The sequence below is a fragment of the Cupriavidus lacunae genome (assembly GCF_003353055.1).
GTDB lineage: Bacteria > Pseudomonadota > Gammaproteobacteria > Burkholderiales > Burkholderiaceae > Cupriavidus > Cupriavidus lacunae.
The window spans coordinates 63,436-84,607 of the sequence record NZ_QKWJ01000029.1; the positions used below are offsets into that span (position 1 = coordinate 63,436).

General features: G+C 65.3%; 21 protein-coding genes. 15 read left to right on the plus strand and 6 right to left on the minus strand.

Annotation, left to right across the window (positions count from 1 at the left end):
- Positions 1-44: 44 nt before the first annotated feature.
- The 6 genes from DN412_RS22080 to DN412_RS22105 all read left to right on the plus strand — a co-directional run bounded on the left by DN412_RS22080 (position 45) and on the right by DN412_RS22105 (position 6,032).
- Positions 45-1,916, plus strand: a complete 1,872-nt coding sequence (locus DN412_RS22080; RefSeq protein ID WP_208647632.1) for an amidohydrolase — start codon at positions 45-47, stop codon at positions 1,914-1,916.
- 29 nt (positions 1,917-1,945) lie between these two features.
- On the plus strand, positions 1,946-2,380 hold the full coding sequence (locus DN412_RS22085) for a DoxX family protein (protein WP_115213528.1): 435 nt from the start codon (positions 1,946-1,948) through the stop codon (positions 2,378-2,380).
- Positions 2,377-3,996 (plus strand): MFS transporter, encoded by a 1,620-nt coding sequence (locus tag DN412_RS22090; RefSeq protein WP_115213529.1) that lies wholly within the window; start codon positions 2,377-2,379, stop codon positions 3,994-3,996. The genes DN412_RS22085 and DN412_RS22090 overlap by 4 nt, the downstream gene beginning before the upstream one ends.
- Positions 3,997-4,031: 35 nt before the next feature.
- Positions 4,032-4,310, plus strand: a complete 279-nt coding sequence (locus DN412_RS22095) for a XapX domain-containing protein (protein WP_115213530.1) — start codon at positions 4,032-4,034, stop codon at positions 4,308-4,310.
- A complete protein-coding gene (locus DN412_RS22100) occupies positions 4,297-5,397 on the plus strand; it encodes a porin (protein ID WP_115213551.1) in 1,101 nt (366 codons plus the stop codon). The genes DN412_RS22095 and DN412_RS22100 overlap by 14 nt, the downstream gene beginning before the upstream one ends.
- A gap of 245 nt (positions 5,398-5,642) precedes the next feature.
- Entirely contained in the window at positions 5,643-6,032 is a 390-nt protein-coding gene (locus DN412_RS22105; RefSeq protein WP_167471114.1) for a response regulator transcription factor, read from the plus strand.
- A 10-nt stretch (positions 6,033-6,042) separates the two neighbouring features.
- On the opposite strand, the gene DN412_RS22110 is transcribed toward DN412_RS22105, so the two are convergent.
- Complete coding sequence (locus tag DN412_RS22110; RefSeq protein ID WP_244222738.1) at positions 6,043-7,824, minus strand: ATP-binding protein; 1,782 nt, start codon at positions 7,822-7,824, stop codon at positions 6,043-6,045.
- Positions 7,825-8,021: 197 nt separating this feature from the next.
- Positions 8,022-8,945 (minus strand): AraC family transcriptional regulator, encoded by a 924-nt coding sequence (locus tag DN412_RS22115; RefSeq protein WP_244222739.1) that lies wholly within the window; start codon positions 8,943-8,945, stop codon positions 8,022-8,024.
- A 425-nt stretch (positions 8,946-9,370) separates the two neighbouring features.
- Here DN412_RS22115 and DN412_RS22120 point away from each other — a divergent pair, with 425 nt between their 5' ends.
- Entirely contained in the window at positions 9,371-10,030 is a 660-nt protein-coding gene (locus tag DN412_RS22120; protein ID WP_115213532.1) for a response regulator transcription factor, read from the plus strand.
- A gap of 77 nt (positions 10,031-10,107) precedes the next feature.
- Here DN412_RS22120 and DN412_RS22125 read toward each other — a convergent pair whose 3' ends face one another.
- Both DN412_RS22125 and DN412_RS22130 read right to left on the minus strand, forming a co-directional pair.
- A complete protein-coding gene (locus DN412_RS22125) occupies positions 10,108-11,178 on the minus strand; it encodes a maleylacetate reductase (protein WP_115213533.1) in 1,071 nt (356 codons plus the stop codon).
- A gap of 13 nt (positions 11,179-11,191) precedes the next feature.
- Positions 11,192-12,112, minus strand: coding sequence for a tripartite tricarboxylate transporter substrate binding protein (locus DN412_RS22130; RefSeq protein WP_244222740.1), 921 nt, complete (start codon positions 12,110-12,112; stop codon positions 11,192-11,194).
- A gap of 255 nt (positions 12,113-12,367) precedes the next feature.
- On the opposite strand from DN412_RS22130, the gene DN412_RS22135 reads away from it, so the two are divergent.
- From DN412_RS22135 to DN412_RS22170, 8 genes are all read left to right on the plus strand, one after another.
- A complete protein-coding gene (locus DN412_RS22135) occupies positions 12,368-13,306 on the plus strand; it encodes a LysR family transcriptional regulator (protein ID WP_115213535.1) in 939 nt (312 codons plus the stop codon).
- Positions 13,307-13,603: 297 nt separating this feature from the next.
- Entirely contained in the window at positions 13,604-14,539 is a 936-nt protein-coding gene (locus DN412_RS22140; RefSeq protein WP_115213536.1) for a dioxygenase family protein, read from the plus strand.
- A 42-nt stretch (positions 14,540-14,581) separates the two neighbouring features.
- Entirely contained in the window at positions 14,582-15,331 is a 750-nt protein-coding gene (locus tag DN412_RS22145) for an SDR family NAD(P)-dependent oxidoreductase (RefSeq protein ID WP_115213537.1), read from the plus strand.
- Between the two features lie 66 nt (positions 15,332-15,397).
- A complete protein-coding gene (locus DN412_RS22150; protein WP_115213538.1) occupies positions 15,398-16,282 on the plus strand; it encodes a beta-keto acid cleavage family enzyme in 885 nt (294 codons plus the stop codon).
- Positions 16,283-16,323: 41 nt separating this feature from the next.
- The gene (locus tag DN412_RS22155; protein WP_115213539.1) at positions 16,324-17,301 is read left to right on the plus strand and encodes a quinone oxidoreductase family protein; all 978 of its coding nucleotides are present in this window, start codon (positions 16,324-16,326) and stop codon (positions 17,299-17,301) included.
- Positions 17,298-17,639 (plus strand): cupin domain-containing protein, encoded by a 342-nt coding sequence (locus DN412_RS22160; protein ID WP_115213540.1) that lies wholly within the window; start codon positions 17,298-17,300, stop codon positions 17,637-17,639. The genes DN412_RS22155 and DN412_RS22160 overlap by 4 nt, the downstream gene beginning before the upstream one ends.
- Before the next feature lie 252 nt (positions 17,640-17,891).
- Positions 17,892-18,875: a tripartite tricarboxylate transporter substrate binding protein gene (locus DN412_RS22165; protein ID WP_115213541.1), complete on the plus strand. Its 984-nt coding sequence runs from the start codon at positions 17,892-17,894 to the stop codon at positions 18,873-18,875.
- A 106-nt stretch (positions 18,876-18,981) separates the two neighbouring features.
- Positions 18,982-20,016, plus strand: a complete 1,035-nt coding sequence (locus DN412_RS22170) for a LacI family DNA-binding transcriptional regulator (RefSeq protein ID WP_115213554.1) — start codon at positions 18,982-18,984, stop codon at positions 20,014-20,016.
- 29 nt (positions 20,017-20,045) lie between these two features.
- Here the strand turns inward: DN412_RS22170 and DN412_RS22175 are convergent, their stop codons facing one another.
- Both DN412_RS22175 and DN412_RS22180 read right to left on the minus strand, forming a co-directional pair.
- Complete coding sequence (locus tag DN412_RS22175; RefSeq protein ID WP_115213542.1) at positions 20,046-20,411, minus strand: nuclear transport factor 2 family protein; 366 nt, start codon at positions 20,409-20,411, stop codon at positions 20,046-20,048.
- A gap of 116 nt (positions 20,412-20,527) precedes the next feature.
- Positions 20,528-21,079, minus strand: a complete 552-nt coding sequence (locus tag DN412_RS22180; RefSeq protein ID WP_279635222.1) for a glutathione S-transferase family protein — start codon at positions 21,077-21,079, stop codon at positions 20,528-20,530.
- Between the last annotated feature and the right edge of the window lie 93 nt (positions 21,080-21,172).

Genomic DNA, 21,172 nt, shown 5'->3' on the forward strand with positions numbered 1-21,172 from the left:
CGGCTGCCGCCGTCGGCGCGGCAGCCTCTTCGGAGCTATTCGCCATGTCACCGACCCCGACTCCCGATCTCATTCTTATCAACGGCAAGTTCACCACGTTGGACCGCGCCAACCCGCAAGCCGATGCCGTCGCCATCCAGGACGGCCGTTTCGTCAGCGTGGGCGCGCGTCAGGAGGTCATGAAACTCGCGGCGAAGCAGACCACGGTGATCGACCTGAATGGCCGGCGGGTCATTCCCGGGCTGATCGACAGCCATATGCATATCATCCGCGGCGGCCTGAACTACAACATGGAGCTGCGCTGGGACGGCGTGCGTTCCCTGGCCGACGCCATGCGCATGCTCAAGGCCCAGGTGGGCCGCACCCCGGCACCGCAATGGGTGCGCGTGGTAGGCGGCTTTACCGAACACCAGTTCGCCGAGAAGCGCCTGCCGACCATCGAGGAACTGAACGCGGTGGCGCCGGACACGCCGGTGTTCATCCTGCACCTGTACGACCGCGCGATCCTGAATGGCGCGGCGCTGCGCGCCGTCGGCTACAACAAGGACACGCCCAATCCGCCGGGCGGCGAGATCGTGCGTGACGCCAGCGGCAATCCCACCGGCCTGCTGCTGGCCAGGCCCAACGCGACGATCCTGTACGCCACGCTGGCCAAGGGCCCGAAGCTGCCGCCCGAGTACCAGAAGAACTCGACGCGCCATTTCATGCGCGAGGTGAATCGGCTTGGTGTTACCGGCGTCATCGATGCCGGCGGGGGCTACCAGAACTACCCCGATGACTACAGCGTCATCGAAGAACTGCACAAGGAAGGCCACCTCACGGTGCGGCTCGCATACAACCTGTTCACGCAGAAGCCCAAGGAGGAACTGAGTGACTTCAAGGCGTGGACGTCGGCGGTCAGGCCGGGCCAGGGCGACGACCTATATCGTCACAACGGTGCAGGGGAAATGCTCGTCTATACGGCCGCTGACTTCGAGGATTTTCGTGTCGAGCGCCCGGACATGCCCCCGTCGATGGAAGCGGACCTGGAGCCGGTGATCCGCCTCCTGGCCGAGAAGCGCTGGCCGTGGCGGCTGCATGCCACCTATGACGAGACGATCTCGCGCGCGCTCGATGTCTACGAGAAGGTGGCACGCGATATCCCGTTCAATGGCCTGAACTGGTTCTTCGATCATGCCGAGACGATCTCCGATCGCAATATCGACCGTATCGCCGCACTCGGTGGTGGCATCGCCGTGCAGCACCGCATGGCCTACCAGGGCGAGTACTTTGTCGAGCGCTACGGAGCCAGGGCTGCGGAGGCCACGCCGCCGATCCGCAAGATGCTGGAGAAGGGCGTCAAGGTAGGCGCCGGCACCGATGCCACGCGCGTGGCGTCGTATAACCCGTGGGTGTCGCTGTACTGGCTGACCACAGGCAAGACCGTGGGCGGCCTGTCGATGTATCCACAGGCCAACCTGCTCGACCGGGAGACGGCGCTGCGCCTGTGGACCGAGGCCAATACGTGGTTCTCGTCCGAAACCGGCAAGAAGGGCCAGATCAAGACGGGCCAGTTGGCCGACCTGGCCGTGCTGTCCGCTGACTACTTCGCGGTGCCCGGCGACGACATCCAGGACATCACCTCCGTGCTGACCGTGCTCGGCGGCAAGGTCGTCTACGGCGACAGCGAGTTCGGCAAACATTCGCCCCAGATCCCGCCCGCGATGCCGGACTGGTCGCCGGCCCGCCACGGCAGCCAGTACCAGCCACGCCCACAGGCCCAGGCCCGCGCACTGGCGCTGAACACAGCCTGCGGTTGCGCCTCGTCCTGCGGCGTGCACGGCCATGCGCATGCTAAGGCGTGGACCTCGAACGTGCCGGCGTCGGATGAAAGCGCGTTCTGGGGCGCGCTGGGCTGCTCCTGCTGGGCATTCTGAACCCGCGCCAACCTGAACGGAGACTGGTCATGCAACCTTCGAGGTCCTCGCTGACAGCCGCCAGCGACACCCCGCGGCACCTGCCGGGCTGGCTGCGCTGGATCGCACTGTTGTTGGTGTGCGCGGCCTACCTCCAGGGGGGGCTGGTCAAGCTGTTTGCCTTCTCCGGCGCGGTGGCCGAGATGCAGCACTTCGGCCTGTCACCGGCGGCGCCGCTGGCCGCGGCAACGATTGCGCTGGAGCTTGGCGCTTCAGCGATGATCCTGATCGGCCGCTGGCGCTGGCTTGGCGCACTGGCGCTGGCCGCGTTCACGCTGGCGGCCACGTTCATGGCCAACAGTTTCTGGAACGCGCCGCCCGAAGCCCGGTTCATGATGGAAAATGCGTTCTTCGAGCACCTGGGCCTGGTCGGCGCCTTCCTGTTGGTGGCGTGGGAGGACCTGCGCGCGCGCGGTCAACCATGACGCAGTCCGCAGCTCCCACCGTCAGCCCGGCATCGGGCGGCACGTTCGCCCCACTGGCCCGGCCCACCTTCGCCGTGCTGTGGGTCGCCACGATTCTCGGCAACATCGGCAGCTTCATGCGCGACGTTGCCAGCGCATGGCTGGCCACCGACCTGTCGAGCTCGCCGGCTGCGGTCGCCACCATCCAGGCCGCGTCGACGCTGCCGGTGTTCCTGCTCGCCATTCCCGCCGGGGTGCTGTCCGACATCCTTGACCGGCGCCGCTTCCTGATCGTGATCCAGGTCGGCCTGGCCCTGGTCAGTGGCACCCTGATGCTGCTGGCCTGGCGTCAGGCACTGACCATCGAGATCCTGATCGCGCTGGCGTTTGCGGGCGGTATCGGGGCGGCGATGATGGGGCCCACCTGGCAGTCGATCGTGCCGGAACTGGTCCCGCAAAATACGCTGCGCCAGGCCGTGGCGCTCAACTCGCTCGGCGTGAACATCGCGCGTGCGATCGGCCCGGCAACGGGCGGTCTGCTGCTCGCGGCATTCGGTGCGGCTACGACTTACGGCGTCGACCTGTTCAGCTATGTGTTCGTGATCGCCGCGCTGATCTGGTGGCGGCGCCCTGAGCGGCCGATCGATCCGTTGCGCGAGCACTTCTTCAGCGCCTTCCGCGCCGGCATGCGCTTCACGCGCGCGCACCGCAAGCTGCATGTGGTACTGGCCCGCACTGCCATGCACTTCGCTTTCGGCAGCGGCGTGTGGGCGCTGTTGCCACTGGTAGCACGCCAGCTGCTTCATGGCGGGGCCGGTCTTTATGGCATGTTGCTCGGCGGTGTGGGGGCGGGCGCCATCCTGGGTGCGCTGGTGATGCCGACATTGCAGAAGCGGCTCGACGCCGATGGGCTGGTGCTACTGTCCGCCATCGCGACGGCACTCGTGATGGCGGCCCTTTCCCTGGCGCCGCCGGTGTGGCTGGCGCTGCTGCTGCTATTGGTGCTGGGCGCCGCGTGGATCATGGCGCTGACCACGTTTGGCGGCGTCGCGCAGGCGATTCTGCCCAACTGGGTACGTGGTCGCGCGCTGGCGGTCTACCAGATGGTCTTCAACGGTGCGCTGGCCGGCGGCAGCCTGCTCTGGGGCTTTGTCGCACAGGGGCTCGGCACCCCGCCCGCGTTGCTGATCGCCGCGGCCGGACTGGTCGTCGCGGCCCTGGCGCTGCACCGGCTGCGGCTGCCGCGTGGCGAGGAAGACCTTGGCCCCGCACGCCACTGGCCCGAGCCGGAAATGGCCGACGAGATTGCGCACGATCGCGGCCCGGTGATGATCCTGATCGAGTACCGCATTCCCCAAGCCAATCGCGACGCATTCCTGCACGCCGTGTACAAGCTCTCCGAGGAAAGATTGCGTGACGGCGCGTTCAGCTGGGGGGTGATGGAAGACCCGGGCAATCCCGAACTGATGACCGAATGGTTCCTGGTCGAGTCATGGGCCGAGCACTTGCGGCAACACCGGCGCGTGCCGAACGCCGACGCCGATCTGCAACGCGAAGTCACTGCCTTTCACATTGGCGCCGAGCCGGCGCGCGTACGACATCTGCTGGGCGTGGGACTGCCCCCGGACAAGCACTAAACCTTCTGTTCCTGTTTCCGTATTGCGAGGCCTGTATGAAGCTCTACCTTGTCTCCCTTGGCGCCGGCATTCTGGTCGGCATCATCTACGCGCTGATGCAGGTCCGCTCGCCCGCCCCGCCGGCCGTGGCGCTGATCGGCCTGCTTGGCATGCTGATCGGCGAACAGGTGGTGCCGCCGATCAAACGCATGATCGCGGGCGAGCCGGTCTCCGTGGCATGGTTCCATAAGGAATGCATGCCAAAGATCACCGGTGTGCCTGGACCGACTCTGACCGCTGAGAATAATACGAATGGCGAGCATGCCGCGCGTTAACCTACGGCCTTGCATTTGCACGGTGCTTTTCCTGGTGAACACGTCAGCGTTCGGCGAAAGCACCGTGACCATCTATGGCCGCCTGAACACGGCGATCGAGTACTCGCGTGCCAGCACAGCCACCGATGGCACGTCGACAGGTAGTGTGGTTCGGCAGACCAACTATCGTTCGGTGTGGGGTCTGCGCGGCGAGGAAGGGCTGGGCGGCTCCTTAAAGGCGGTCTGGCAGATCGAGAGCAACCTGTCCCTGGACACGGGCCAGGGACAGATCGCCGGTCGCAACTCACGCATCGGCCTGCAAGGCGACTACGGCCTTTTCTTTATGGGGCACTGGCACACGCCGTATACCGAGGCCACGATGGCTTACGACCCATACTACCCGACCACGGCCGGCTACATGGCGTTGATCGGGAACGGTTCCACGTCGAGCTCCGACAACGTGCAGGACACCAGCTCGTTCGACCGCCGCCAGAAAAACATCGTGCAGTACCGCTCACCACTCCTCGCAGGCGCCAGCCTTTGGCTGGGCGTGGGGATGCCAGAGGAAAAACTCACCGTGCCGCGCAATCCAGCGCTGTACTCAGCTGCGCTTGTCATCGACCGCGGTCCTCTGAATGCAACCGTGGCGTACGAAGTCCACCACAATTACCAGGCTGCAGGCCGCAACGACGATGCCCTGAAGTTTGGCCTGGCCTACCAGATCTTCTCCGGCACGCGTATTGCGGCGATCTACGAACACTTGCACTACCGAACCGACACCGGCAGCCTGCAGCGCAATGCTTTCTATGCCTCACTGGTGCAGCAGCTTGGTACCGGCAGTGCGCGCATTGGCTTCGCTTATGCGGCCAATGGCACGGGTACATCGACTCAGACCATCGGCAACTTCCGCAGCGGACCGGAAACAGGCGCCATTCAGTTCACGATAGGGTACGAATATCCGCTGTCAAAGCGCACGGCGCTGTACACGTACTACAGCCGGATCGAGAACAGGAAGAACGCGATCTATGACTTTGCCATCAATCAGCTGGGCATTCACGCCGGTGCCGATCCGCAGACTTTTGCGCTGGGCATGCGGCACAATTTCTAGGTATGTGGTGGCGATATATGCCTTCGTTTACCCGGTTCATAGCTATGGCAGATCCCGCTATCGAGACAATGGGACCCGCCGCGCGGCCGCCGGGACGTCTCGGGATGCGTGGCAGTGACGTCAGCGAGAATTGGGCAATACTTCAGTATTATTTGGCCCCGCGCTGGACGGCATTATGCTGTAAGCGAGCGGTGGAAAGGGGCCTGGCGTTTCCTGTTGCCGCAAAGACCAAGTAAGGATTTTGTGTGACTGCCACCCCCGTGATCGCTATCGTTGACGATGATGCTTCTGTCAGGGATGCCATGGGACGGCTGGTGCGCTCTTATGATTTCGCCGCGGAACTATTCGGGAGCGGACTGGAACTGCTGCAGTTCGTCGCGCTCGACAGGATCGCATGTGTGATCACGGATGTGGTGATGCCCGGAATGAACGGCTTCGTACTCTACGAAACATTGCGCGCGCGCGGCTTCGACAAGCCGGTCATCTTCATGACCGGCTTTGCCGAAGAGGGCTCCGAACAGCGCGCCCTGGCGGCCGGCGCGGCTTGCTTTCTCAGGAAGCCGTTTCAGGATACAGACATCATCCGGTGCATTGAGCTTGCCCTGCTGCCCCACCGGGGCGAGCCGCCGACTTGAGGGAGGCGATCTAGTTTTGGTGGGGTGGCAGGGCGAACTGGAAGACGGCCCCGAAAGGTGCATTCGCGCTCGCCCACAACCGGCCCCGGTGCGCCTCGACGATCGTTCTGCAGATCGCGAGACCCATGCCCAGGCCCTCGGCCTTCGTTGTGTAGAACGCCTCGAACATCAGCTCCAGAGCCTGCGGCTCCAGCCCGATGCCGGTGTCCTGGACGGCGACCAGCGCGGCACCGGATGGGTCGCGCCGTGACTGGACCAGCAGTTCCCGGCGGTGCCCCGCCACCTCTTTCATTGCCTCAATGCCATTCAGGATGAGGTTCAGCAGGACCTGCTGCAAATGCACCCGATCGCCCACCACCGACGGGAGGTCGGGTGCCAGATCGGTTCGAACCAGGATCTGATGGCGAATCACCTCCCCATGGACAAGGGCCCGGGTGTCTTCGATGAGGCCGTTCAGGTCCAGCAGCACGGTGGCGGCGGTCGTCTTCCTGAACAGCGCGCGCATTCCCCCGATCACGGAGCCGGCCCGGTGTCCGGCCTGGACGATGCTCCCCACCGCGTCTCGTACTTCGGCAAGATCGGGCGGCTGGCGGTCGAGCCAGCGCAGCGCGGAGTTGGCGTTGGTGACGATGGAGGCCAGTGGCTGGTTGACCTCGTGGGCGATCGACGCGGTCAGCGCGCTCAGGGTCGTCACGCGCGTGACATGGGCGAGCTGGGCCTGCGCCTGATGCAACGCTTCCTCGGCGCGCTTGCGCTCGGTGAGGTTGAGCACGAAGGACATACCCTGGTCCTCACCCGCTTCGAACGTGGCGGATCCGATCAGCACTGGCACGCGGCGGCCATCCTTATGGACGAATTCTTTCTCGAACGGAGGCACGGTCCCATTCAGCTTGAATTCCTGTGCGAGCCTTGCGTCGCGATCGTGCCATTCCGGGGGCGTGAGGTCTGCCCAGCTCAGACAAGCCGACGCGAGATCCTCGCGGTCGTAGCCCAGCATGTGGAGGAATGCATCATTGGCCTCGAGAATCCGGCCATCGAGGCGCCAAATGAAGATCCCGATGAAGTTGGCCTTGACCAGGCGTTGGATCGTTGCTTCGCGTTGCTTCAGGTCGCGGTACAGATAGGCATTTTCCAGCGCGATCGCCGCTTGTGAGGCGAGCAGCTTCAGCACCGCAGTCCGCTTCGGCGCGAAGGCCTGGGGCGCAAGGTTGTTTTCCAGGTAGAGCACCCCGACCAGCTTGGCCTGGGTAAGCAATGGCAGGCAAAGCATCGATCGGGCGTGACGCCGCAGGATGTACGGATCGGCTGAAAACGGGCTCTGTGCCGTGGCATTGTCAAGGTTGATGTTCTCGCCGGTGCGCAGGACATGCCGGAGCATCGATACCGGCAGCACAGCCGTTGTCACGCTGTGGTCGCGCAGATGCACTGTGACAGCATCACCACAGGTCGTAGCCTCGGCTACGACGTGCTGGTCGGTTCCCCGGGGCAGGATCAGCAATCCCCGCTGCGCGCCGGCCAGTTCAAGTGCGGTGCGCATGAGCGTGTCGAGCAGCTTGTCCAGCACGACCTCGCCCGACACGGCCTGCGACACGGCAATCACGGTGGCGAGGTCCAGGTGTTCGACGGGTACCCCGATCATTGTCGTCGGTACGGGCGCTTGCTCTGCCCCGGATCGGGCGGGGAGCGCGGACCCCGGAGCTGCATCCAGATAGCGCTCGAATTGCTCCTCGTCGAAGCCGGCATCACTGCATGAGCCGAAGATCGGGGTCAGTCCGCGCAGGGTGGCAGTCACGGTAGGCCTTCACGTTGGATTCGTCAAAGGCGCAAGCCGCACCGGCTTCATGCCGGAGGCATGCCGCGCCCGACACCAATGTACGGGCGGTGCCAGCCCTTTGGCTTGAATGCCTGTGCTCTCCTTTGTCTTATTGTGTGCGGCGCGGCAACAAACGATGGCCGACGCGCAAAGGCCCAACAGGCAAACCGGGAGGTCTAGTCCCCTCGAGTGCGCCTGCAGTCACCCGGAGTCAGGCCAAGCTTCTTCGAGAAGCAGCGCGTCAGATGACTCTGGTCCGCGAAGCCGCAGGAAGCGGCAATCCCGGCGATCGGCAGATCCGTGGTGCGCAACAGTCCGACCGCGCGTTCGAGGCGACGCTCCAGCAGCCATTCATGTGGTGTTTTACCGGTACTCTGCCGAAAAGCCCGCGAAAAATGACTTCGGGACAGTTGGCACGCATCAGCGACCTCGGCAATGGACACGGTGCCGTCCAGCCGCGCCGCCAGATAATCCTGCGCCCGCACCAGTATGCGCGGGGGAAGCCGGCCCGTGCGGCGAATGCGGCCAGGATTGACGCCGCCATAGTGTTCGACCAGGTGTGTGCCGATCGCGTGTCCGAGTTGATCGATAAAGAGCCTGCTGGCGCTATGGGGCCGCGCCAGGACCGGCAGCAGCGCCTGGGCGAGATGGGCCAGCACGGGATCTTTCTGCGCCGCCGCATGCCGCAGTTCAAGGCTTGGGGGGCAGTCCAGTTCCAGCGCCGTCCGCTCGATGAATCGGGGCGGCAGTTCGATCAATACGAAATCAAACGTGCCGGAGAGGTCGGCTTTATAGTCATCCTGGAAGTTCCGCAAATAGACTGAACCTGCCTCGAATTCATACGTGTTTGCCTGGTTCAGATGGAAGATGCGGCGGCGATGGCCTTCCACCAGGGACACGCCCGCCAGAAATCCTCTTGCCGAGGCCGGCGTGATCACCTGACTTACCCGCTCAGTCAGGGAGCCTTTGCGGAAGAAGGACAGGTCGCCGGCGGCAAGCGCCTGGTCGTAGCGCAAGGCCTCCGACACGCAGCCCAATGAGTCGCGCGGCAAGGCCGGCTCGCCAGGTTTTTGGGTAGAAGCAGAGGTGGGCAATTGCATGCGGTGATCGGGGTCGTTGCGCCAAGCCAGGCGCGACAGGGTGACTGACTTCACTGAAAATGCATTGCCGGCAGATCGAGACGTCGCCAGCCTTCCGGCAGGCAAGCAACGCGCTGGGAAAAATACTATCATCGCCGGGCGCGTTGAGCACTGTTTGTCATTCTAGGCGGTGCGGCATAAAGCTCAACAACGAGTGGTGCTGCGCGGATGGGGCAAGACCGCACAGCCTGACGGCGTAGTCCCGTTACCCAACGGTATAAGTGGCAAACTGCGGAGGCCTGTGCTAGAAATTCTTGCTGGGAGGCATGGTGCGGCTCGCCCCGGCACGCTTTTGAGCGGTCAACCCCGCTATATATAATTGCCAGAAAAGGGGCCGGTGAGCCTACCAATGAATCATGCCAGCAAGAGCAAGGGGAGAGTCAGCCGTGACGGCCACCAGTGGCGAACCTGCCAGGACCAGTGCGAACGATGAGCAGGTGGTGCTGATCGTCGATGACGATGCCATGCTGCGCAATGGGCTGGGTAACTTGTTCCGTTCGGTAGGCATGCAGGTAGGGCTGTTCAGTTCGGCCGCCGAGCTGCTTGAGTCCAAGTTGCCCGACGCGCCATGCTGCCTGGTGCTTGACGTACGGCTGCGTGGCCCGAGCGGGCTGGATCTGCAGACGCGCCTGGCACAGATGGGCATTCACATTCCCATCATCTTCATGACCGGGTATGGCGACATTGCCATGAGCGTGGCGGCCATGAAGGCGGGTGCCGAGGATTTCATGGTCAAGCCTTTTCGCGACCAGGATCTGCTTGACGCCGTGTCCGCCGCGCTGGAGAAGGACCGCCAGCGCCGTCAGGCGATGAACAGGATCGAGGATATTCGCGCCAGCTACGCCACGCTGTCGCCGCGTGAATCCGAAGTCATGGGCATGGCGGTGTCCGGCCTCCTCAACAAGCAGATTGCCAGCGAGATCGGCATCAGTGAAGTCACCGTCAAGATCCACCGCGGGCAGGCCATGCGCAAGATGAAGGCGCGGACGTTTGCCGACCTGGTGCTGATGGCGCAGCAACTCGGCATTTGCAAGGCCGACCGCTGATTGGTGGCAACTGTCGCGGCGCAGCAATCTGGCCGCGACGGCCCGGGCGCGCATCGCGCCGAAGGGAGAAGTCCAGTTCAGCCCGGCCGCCGCCCATGGAAGGCATCGTCCAGCAGCTGGCGGATCCCAAGCGCGTCCAGCGGACGCGGATTGGGATACTGGTCACGCAGCGCCAGTTCGCAGGCGTGATCGAGGTCCTCCTCGCGCATGCCGATGTCGCGCAGCGCAACGGGTGCGCCCAGGGACGCCGCGAGGTCGAACACCGCCTGGGCGCCGCTGATGTCCTCGCGCCCCAGCGCAGCCGCGACGGTGGCGATGGCTTGCGGCGCCGCCGGTGCGTTATAGGCCAGCGCATGCGGCAGCACGATCGTGTGGACCTCGGCATGGGGCAGGTTGTAGGTGCCGCCGAGGGTGTGGCAAAGCTTGTGGTGCAGGCCCACCCCGACGCTGCCCAGCACGGTGCCACAAAGCCAGGCCCCGTAGAGCGCATCGCCGCGCGCCGCCAGCACCTCCGGCCCGCTGCCGCGTGCGATGACGGGCAGGGCGCGGCCCAGTGCGGCGATGCCGTCGCGGCACATCCACTCGCTGACCGGGTTGCGGTCCGCGGTATACAGGCCCTCGGCGGCATGCGCGATTGCATTGATCCCGCTGGTCACGCTGACCGGCACCGGCAGGCCCAGGGACAGCTCGGGGTCGTAGATCACCGTGCGCGGCAGCACGCGCGCATTGCGGCCGGTGCGCTTGAGCCCGCCCTCGGTCATGCCATAGATCGGCGTCATCTCCGATCCGGCATAGGTGGTCGGCACGGCAACGATCGGGAGTTCCGATTCGAGGGCGATGGCCTTGCCAAGCCCGATGGTGGAGCCCCCGCCGATCGCCACCACCGCATCGGCGCCAAGCGCAGCCGCGGTCGACCGGGCCAGGCGCGCCTGTTCCACCGGCACATGCATGACCGCGCCGTCGAAGATGCCGGCGCAGCGCGCGCCCAGCACCGCCGCGGCACGTTCGGCCAGGCCGCGCTGCCCCGGTGTGCAAAGCACCAGCACCTTGCGGGCGCCAAACAAATCGACTTCATCGCCCAGCGCAGCCAGCGCGCCGGAGCGGAAAACGATGCGTTGCGGGTGAGTCTGGTAGATGAAGGGCTGCATGATCGATGCGTGCTTAGTCGGTTGCAATATGCCGATCCTTGATCAGCCGGCCCCAGCGTGCGGATTCTTCCCAGATCAGCTTGTTGGCCTGTGCGGAATCTCCCGCCATCACCTCGAAGCCGCTGTCGGCAAGGACTTTCGCGATCGCCGGATCACGCAGCGTGGCATTGACGCTGGCCGCGAGCTTGCCGATCACGTCAGGCGGCGTCTTTGCGGGGGCGATCATCGCCACCCAGGAATACGCCTCGAAGCCCTTGTAGGTCTCGGCCACCGCGGGTATGGCCGGCAGGCGCGCATCGCGTTGCCGCGCGGTGACGGCCAGCGCGCGCAGCTTGCCGGCCTGCACATACGGCAACACCAGCGGGAGGCTGGCGATCATCGAATCGACATGGCCGCCCAGCAGATCATTGAGCGCGGGTCCGCCGCCCTTGTAAGGGGTATGGATGCCGCTGGTGCCAGCGGCTTCGTGGAACAGTTCGGCCACCAGCTGGTTGGAGCTGCCCGCGCCCACGGATGCGTAGGACACCGTGTTCGGCTTCTTCGCCGCGGCAACGTAGTCCTGCAGCGTCTTGTAAGGCGAAGCGGCGGGGACGACCAGCACCATCGGCGAGCGCACCATGTACGAGACGCCGGTCAGGTCCTTGTGCGAGGCATACGGCAGCTTGGGATAGATAAAGGGCTCGGTGGCAAAGGCATCGAACACCATGCCGACGGTGTAGCCGTCTGCCGGACTGCGCGCAATCTGCCCGGTGCCGATGGTGCCGCCGGCGCCGGCGCGGTTGTCGATCATCACAGGTTGCGCCAGCCGCTTGCGCAGGGCGTCCTGGACCTGGCGCGCGACCTTGTCGACCGTGCCGCCCGCGGCATAGGGCACGATCAGCGTCACCGGCTTGGCTGGCCAGTCTTCGGCGCGGGCGCTGGCCGGAACTGCCATCGTCACGGCGATTGCGGCAAGCGCGCCAACCGCCGCCAAGTGTCGCAGAACACGGGGCATCGTCATCCTTGCTGTGGTTGCTACGGTTGTCTCCATCGGGACCCGCTCCATGGTTGGCCTTGACAGGTCTGGCGCGCCACTTTTGCTTGTTATGCGAAGCTAGCCAGTTGCGTTTGTTTTTTCGAATGTTAGACTTGGGAACACAAGCGCGTGAAGCCAGTATGCCCGCGCAATGCTTTTGCAAGAAACGCAAAAATGGAATCCGCCCGATTCGCTGAAAACCTGGCCATCTTTGTCGAAGTCGCGCAGTCCGGCAGCTTCTCCGCCGTGGCCCGCCAACGCGGCCTGGTCGCGTCATCGGTCGCCCGCCAGATCGATGCCCTGGAACGCGAACTCGGCGTGCCACTATTCACGCGGTCCACGCGGGCGCTGGTCCGCACCGACGCCGGCGACCTGCTGTTCGCGCGCGCCACGCGCATCCTGCACGAGCTCAACGATACGCGCGAAGCCGTGACCGCGCTCGAGCAGGGCGTCAGCGGCCTGGTGCGGGTGGCGTGCCTGCCGGCCTTCGGCCGGCGTCACGTGGTGCCGTACCTGGGCGCCCTCTACGCGCAATACCCGCGCCTGTCCGTGGAGCTGGCGCTGACCGAGCGCGTGGTGGATCCGGTGGTGGAACGCTTCGACGTGGTCATACGCGTCGGCCAGCAGGCCGACAGCTCGCTGATCGCCCGTTGCCTCTCCGACCAGCGCTACATCATCTGCGCGACGCCCGCCTACCTGGCGCAGCACGGGCGCCCCCTCCATGCCGATGACCTCCGGCGGCACCGGCTGATCGACCGTGGCCACAGCACCAGCATGCGCGGCTGGCGGGAATTGCTGACGCCTGCGCATACCGCGCAGGCGACCTTTGCGCTCGAATGCGATGACTGTGACGCCCGGCGGCTCTCCGTGCTGCAGGGGCTGGGTATCGCGCTGATGCCCGACTGGTCGGTAGGACCGGATCTTGGCGCGGGCCGACTGGTGGAGCTGGCGCTCGACGGGCTGTTGCCGCAAGCGCCAGGCGGGATCTACCTGCTGCGCGCGACACAGCACGCCAGCGCCAAGGTCAGGGCATTCTGCACGCACCTGACGGCGAGTATCGGCAATCCACCCAGCTGGCGGATTGCGATGGCAGGAGAGGCTGCGCTCGCCTAGGAACTTGCCGGCCGGCCTGTCCGCCACGGCAAGGGCGATCTGCGCGGTCTTCTCGCCGGACTCCGTGTGCGCGCCTGCATGCGACATGGAGCGTTGGTCACTTCCCACTGCATAAGCAGCCGCCATGACACGTGCCGGCGGCCACCTAGGGTTTCTCCGGAACGCCCGCCGTATCCATTTGTTTTCATTGGGATTTCGCTCCCGCCATGCCCCTTTCCGGCGTAGCGCGGGGCAAAGTCGGCCTTGACCGTTCCGCTGAGTCGTCGATAATGCAAACGTTTGCAAAGGAGACGAAACATGGAAACTTCCATCGAGTGGCAGGCGCGACCAGGCGAACACCTGGCGCTGATCGAGGACGAGCACTCGGTGACCGGCGTGGTCCAGGCGGCCATGGCGAATACCATCAATCCCCGCCTGCGCTTCGTCATGGATTCGTTGGTGCGGCATCTTCACGGATTTCTGTCCGAGGTGCGCTTGTCCGACGAGGAATTCGAGCTTGCCCTAGGGTATATCGCCAGTCTCGGCCATGCCACCCATGGCAAGCACAACGAGGTTGTCCTGGCTGCCGACGTGCTGGGGCTGTCGACCCTGGTGACGGCGATGAACAACAGCACCAGGGACGGGCGCACGCCCGGCGCGCTGCTCGGCCCGTTCTATCGCGCCAACGCGCCGCGCTATGCCTGCGGCGATTGCGTCGTGCAGGACGACGCGCCCGGCCTGCCGCTGTTTGTCAGCGGCACGGTGCGGGGGACCGATGGCACGCCGCTGTCCGGCGCGCTGGTCGAGATCTGGCAGGCGTCGCCGGTAGGGCTGTACGACAACCAGGACCCGAAGCAGCCCGACCGCAACCTGCGCGGCTGCTTCCATGCGGATGAGGGCGGCAATTATCACTTCCGCACCGTGCGTCCCGCCGGCTACCCGGTGCCGACCGACGGCCCCGTAGGCGTGCTGCTGGCCGCGCAGAAGCGTCATCCGTACCGGCCGGCGCACATCCATTTCATTGTCGCGGCGCCAGGCTACCGCACGCTTGTCACGCAGGTATTCGCCGATGAGCCGGAGCAGCTTGCGTCCGATGTCACGTTCGGCGTGCACCGGCAACTGGTGGGCGAACTCTGCCTGCACGAGCATGGCCGCAGCCCATGGGGCGAGGTGCCGGCACCGTTCTACACGCTCGAATTCGATTTCACGCTGGAACCCGGCGAGCAGACCTTCCCGAAGCCGCCGATCGACTGAAAGCAGGCTCGGATTCCTTTCACGCATATCCATATTGAAACCATGAGCACAACTTCCCTATCCGGCAAGGTTGCCGTCATCCTCGGCGGCACCGGCGGTATCGGCCTCGCGGCTGGTGCAACGCTGGCCCAGCTTGGCGCCAGCGTCGTACTGACCGGGCGCGACACGGACAAGGCGGCCAGTGCCGCCGCGACCTTGCCCGCCGGCAACCACCTTGGCGCCGTGGCCGAAATCTCTGACAGCGCCTCGCTGCGCGCGCTGGCCGACGAGGTCAGCCACCACTACGGCCGTGTCGACATCCTGGTGAACACCGCAGGCTTTACGCGGGCGGTCCCGCATGCCGACCTCGACGCGCTCGACGATGCCCTGATCGACGAACTGTTCGCCGTGAACTGGCGCGGCCAGTTCGCCGCCATCCGCGCCTTTGCGCCGCACCTGCGCGCCACGGGCGACGGGCTGGTGGTCAATGTCGGCTCCATCGCCGGGCGCACGGGGCAGGGCAGCAACGTGGCGTACTGCGCGGCCAAGGCCGGGCTCGACGTCATGGCGATGTCCCTCGGGCGCGCACTGGCACCGCATATCCGCGTGCTCAACGTTTCGCCCGGCGTGGTCGATACCGGCTTCGTACCCGGCCGCGACAGTGACTTCAATGAACGCGCCGCGAAGACGACGCCGCTGAAGCGCATCGGCCAGGCGCAGGACGTGGCCGATGCCATCGCTGCCTGTGCCACCTCGCTGCGCTTTGCCACCGGCACCACCATCGTCGTCGATGGCGGCCGGCAGCTCGGCTAGGACAGGCCAGCTCAGACCGGACCTTTCCCCCGCATCCCATATCGCTTTCACTATCGGCCTTCACTCATGCACGCACGCAAGACCATCATTACCTGCGCAGTGACCGGCAATATCGTCACGCCCGAACAGCACCCCGGCCTGCCGGTCACGCCGGCCCAGATCGCCGACGCGGCACTTGAAGCCGCCGAAGCTGGTGCCGCCGCCGCCCATATCCATGTGCGCGACCCTGAAACGGGACGCCCGTCGATGTCGCTCGACTACTACGCCGACGTCATCGACCGCATCCGCAAGCGCAACCGCTCGCTCATCATCAACCTCACCACCGGCCCCGGCGGGCGCTTCGTGCCGAGCGAGGACGAGCCGCGCGTGGCCGCGGCGGGCACCACGCTGCTGCACCCCGCGAAGCGCGTCGAGCACATCGCGGCGCTGCGCCCCGACGTCTGCTCGCTGGACCTGAACACGATGAACTCGGGCGGCGACGTGGTCATCAACACGCCCGCCAACGTGCGCAAGATGGCCAGCGTGATCCGCGCCGCCGGCGTCATGCCCGAGCTGGAGATCTTCGATTCCGGCGACCTGAACATGGCGCTCGACTTTATCCGCGAAGGCGTGCTGGACGGCCCCGGCCTGTGGACCTTCGTGCTGGGCGTGAAGTACGGCTTTGCGCCCACGCCGGAAACCATCTTCTACGCCCGCAACATGCTGCCCGCCGGCGCCCACTGGTCGGCATTCGGCATCGGCCGCGCGGAGTTCCCGATCGTCGCCCAGGCCTGGCTCGCAGGCGGGCACGTGCGCGTCGGCATGGAAGACAACATCTATCTGGAGAAGGGCGTGCTGGCGCCGAGCAACGCGGCGCTGGTCGCCAAGGCGCGCGACATCGTCAGGTCGCTCGGCGGCGAGATTGCCTCGTCGGCCGAGGCCCGGAGCACGCTCGGCCTGCGCGAGGCCTGATCCCCGCCATACAGAACCAGACATTTCAGGAAGGAAGAAACATGAACACCATTCGAATCAACGAGAAAGCCGCCAATATCGATGCCCTGCAGCTTGAACTGCTCGGCGTGCCGCGCCCGGAAGCGGCGCAAGGCCAGGTCATCATCGAAGTGGCCAGCGCCGGCGTGAATCCGAGCGACGTCAAGGCAACGCTCGGCCTGATGCCGCATGCGGTGTGGCCGCGTACGCCAGGCCGCGACTACGCCGGCCTGGTGGTCGACGGTCCGGCCGAGCTGGTGGGCCAGCAGGTCTGGGGCAGCGGCGGCGAGCTCGGCATCCGCCGCGATGGCACGCATGGCAAGTACCTGCGCATCCAGGCCAGCGCGGTGCGCGCCAAGCCGGCGTCGGTGTCGCTGCTGGAAGCCGGCGCCGTGGGTGTGCCGTTCATCACCGCCTATGAAGGGCTGCGCCGCGCGGGCATGCCGCAGGCTGGCAGCACCGTGCTGGTGTGCGGCGGCAACGGCAAGGTGGGGCAGGCAACGATCCAGATCGCCACGGCGCTCGGCGCCCGCGTTTTTGCGGTTGAGCGCACCGCGGATGCCTATCGCGGCCATGCCAGCGGCGACGTGCGCATGATCGATGCCAGCAGCGAATCCATCGCCGCCGTGGTGCGCGACGAGACCGGCGGTCATGGTGCGGACATCGTCTACAACACGGTGGGGAGCCCCTACTTCGAACAGGCCAACCAGGCCATGGCGATCGGCGCCGCGCAGATCTTCATCTCGACCATCGAGAAGCCGGTGCCGTTCGACATCTTCGCCTTCTATCGCGGCCAGCACACCTATGTGGGTGTCGACACCCTGGCGCTGGACAGCAACGCCTGCGCGGGCATCCTTGACCAGCTTGCTCCGATGTTCGCCTCGGGCGCGCTGCGCCCGTTCCCGGTCCTGGCCGACTACACCTATTCGCTCTCCAACGCCAAGGAGGCCTACCGGGCGGTGCTGCAGGGCGCGACCGAACGCGTGGTGCTCATGCCATGAACACGACCCGGTTCGCACAGGCGCCGGCGTACTTTCCGGCCAATCACGAAGGCATGCACTGCCTGCGCCTGCAAGGGCATGAAGCGGGACCGTCCGAAGCCTTGTGGATGGGCGTTTCGGTGCTGCTGCCGGGCGGCCACACGACGATGGATGCCTCGCCGGTGGAAAAGCACTACGTGGTGCTGGAAGGCGAAGTCTGCATCAGCACGCCGGATGAATCCGTGATGCTGGGCCAGTTCGATTCGGTGCGGCTTGCGCCCGGCGAGGCGCGGCAGGTATCGAATCCGCACAACCGGCCGGCGATGTTGCTGCTGGCGATGCCGTATCCAAGAGGCTGATCTTTTTTTGCACGATCTTTGCAAACGTTTGCCGCGATCGTGCCAAAGACGACCTGCCCACAACAACAGGCGCAATGCGATCTACGACTTTGCCATCAACGAGCTCGGCGTGAGCGCGGGCGCAGACCCGCAGACCTTCGCGCCGGGCATGCGGCACTTCTTCTAAGGCAGAGCGGCGCCCCCGGCAAGGGTGTGCCGCATTCATCGGCGATGCGCGGAACTCGCGCTCGTCCCGGTAGTGAGGAGACACAGATGATTCGATCCATGCAAGGCGCCATGCTGGCCCTGACCTCATCGTTGCTGCTGGCGGCCGCACCCGCCGTCCACGCGCAACCCCAGTACCCCGGCAAGCCGATCCGGCTGGTGGTGCCGTTCTCGGCGGGCAGCGCCACTGACATCCTGGCGCGCATCATCGGCAGCAAGATGGGCGAGGGCGGCACCTATCAGGTGATCGTCGACAACCGGCCCGGCGCCGGCGGCACCCTGGGGGCCACCGGCGTGGCCAAGGCGGCACCGGACGGCTACACGCTGATCCTGGTTTCGGTCGGGCATGCAATCAATGCCACGCTGTACCCCAAGCTCTCTTATGACACGGTGAAGGACTTCGCACCGGTCTCGCTGGTGGCAACGGTGCCCAATGTGCTGGTGGTCAACGCCGCCAGCAAGTACAAGTCGGTCCGCGACGTGGTCGCTGCTGCCAAGGCCACTCCGGGCGCACTGAACTTCGACTCGGCGGGATCCGGCAGCTCCACGCACCTCAGCGGCGAGCTGTTCAAGATGCAGGCCGGCATCGACATCGTCCATATCCCGTACAAGGGCACGGGTGAGGCGCTCACCGATGTGATGGCCGGCCGCGGCGACATGATGTTCGCGCCCACCGTCTCGGCCATGCCCTTCGTCAGGCAGGGCAAGCTGCGGGCGCTGGCGGTCACCACGGCAAAGCGCGCCAGCACGCTGCCGGACATTCCCACGGTGGCGGAGTCCGGCCTGCCTGGCTACGCCTTCGATTCCTGGTTCGGCGTGCTGGCGCCGGCGGGCACGCCCAAGGCCATCGTCGATGCGCTCAATGCCGAGATCGGCAAGGCACTGGCCGCGCCCGATGTGCGCGAGCGACTGGCGGCGCAGGGTGCGGAACCGAAGCGCTCGTCGCCGCAGGAGTTCGCCGCCTATATCCAGGCGGAGATCGGCAAGCTTGCCCCGGTGGTCCGGCAATCCGGCGTAAAGGGCGGCCAATAGCCGCGACACGGACGGCCTGCAGGCAGGACCGGGAGGAGCGGGGCAGCGCTGGCTTAGAATACCGACTACTACAATGTTCCGGGCTGCCGCCCCGCCACCTGCCGCCATGCCCGAACGCAAGCGCCTCACCCTGAAAGACCTGGCTGCCGAGATCGACGTGCATTACTCGACCGTCTCGCGAGTGATGAACCCTGCCACCCGGCATCTCGTCGCGGACGAGGTGGCGGCACGCATCCTGCAACTGGCCGAGGTGCGTGGCTTCCGCCCCAACCGCATCGCGGCAGGGCTGCGCACGCAGCGCTCCGGGCTGGTGGGCGTAGTGCTGCCGGATATCGCCAACCCGGTGTTTCCGCCCATACTGGCCGGGATTGAAGCCGTGCTGGCGCAGCAGGGCTATGTGCCGATAGTGGTCAACGCCGGTACCGACAAGAGCCGCCAGCGCTTTATCATCGACCAGATGATCGGGCGCCAGGTGGAAGGGCTGGTGCTTGCCACCGCGGAGCGGGAGGACCCGGTGCTCGACTACTGCCTCAAGCAACATATCCCCGTGGTCACGGTCAACCGGGGGGAAGAGACCAGACGGGTTTCCTGCGTGGTGAGCGACAACCTGCTGGCGATGCGCCTGACGGTCGACCACCTGGTCGAGCTGGGCCACCGCCGCATCGGACATATCGCCGGACCGGCCTCGCTGTCCACCGGCTTCCTGCGGCGCGAGGGTTTCACCCAGGCGGTCAAGCGGCACCGCCTGCGGCGCGGTGAATGGCAGGTGCTGGAAGCGGCCAGCTACTCGCGCGAGGCCGGCAGGCTGGCTTGCGAGCAACTCTTCGCGGCGTTCCCGCAGTTGACGGCGATCGCCGCCGGCAATGACCTGGTGGCGATGGGTTGCTACGACTTCATGCGCGAGCGCGGGGTGCGTTGTCCCGATGAAGTCTCGGTGGTGGGCCACAACGACATGCCTTTCGCCGACGCGCTGACGCCGCCGCTGACCACCGTGCGAATCGCCGTACACGAAATGGGCGAGGAGGCAGCCCGGCTCCTGCTCAGGAAGATCGACAAGCCTGCATCCGATCCTGTCACCGTACAACTGACGCCGCAGCTGATTGTGCGGGGCTCCACGGCGGCGCCGCGCTCGAACTCCTGAAGCCGGCGTAGCGCGAGACCATCGCATGGTCATGTGGGATCGGAATCGAGAAAGACATAGAGCGCTGCGATCTTCTCATCGCGAACGATGATCACATCCCAGCCCGTATACTCGGGTACTTCGCCGCGCGGGCCAGAACCCCAGGCCAGACGACCGGCGTTATGGAGAGCCTGGGGCTTGCCGTGCGGTGTGTAGGCGAAGTGCGGGTGCGTCGCGCGCAGATCCCCTGCGAATTTGTCGAGAGCGTCGTGCCCGACGAATACTTCCGTCGGTACGTAGAGCACGCAGTCCTCGGTATAGAGCGCCTCGATTGCCGCGCGACGACGCGTTGCGTCGCCTTCACCGAAGACCTCCTGGAGGTTGCGATAGAGCAGTTCGTGGGTACGGTCATTCATCACACACTCCTTAATCAATGGCGGTGGACCTCTGCGGTCGCATTGTGTCGAAATCTCTTGCGTGTCCCCATTTCCTGTAGCAACTGCTTCAGGAAGATGCAGGATGTGGTGCGGCGCTACTGAGCGAGGGCCAGGGTCTTTGTGACGGCGGTGACGACTGCGGGTCGCGCCGAGAGTTCGCCATACCAACGCGTAATAAATGGGAACTTGTCTAAGGACGCATTGATTGCCTGATGGCGCCAGACCCACCCGAAATGAGCAATGTCCGCGATGCTGTATGCGTCACCGGCAACGTACTGGTGCTGTTCGAGGCCGGAATCGAGCACGCCTAGCACCCGGTCAACCTCTGCCAGAGCGCGTGCCTGGGCCTCAGGCTGTGGTGATGACTGCATGGCGACCAAAAACGCCTGAAGGAAGGCAGGACTCAGGCCAGACGCGTGGAAGAAAAGCTGTTCGAAGACCTTGCCGCGGCGGGCACTGTCCGTCGGAAGAAGTTGCCCGGTCTTCTCAGCAAGGTAGACCAGGATTGCGGCGGATTCGCTGAGTATCACATCGCCCTCTCCAGGCCTGGAGGAATGATCGATAAGAACCGGGACTTTCGCGTTGGGATTCATCGCCCTGAATGCATCGGCCTTTTGTTTAAAGTGGACCCCTCGGTCAAGACAGATTTCAACCGAGTTTAAGCTGCATCCATTTCTTCACATGCAGCGGAACAGCGCTGCCCTGATTTTGCGCGGGGAGAATCCCCTGCGCAGCGTAGC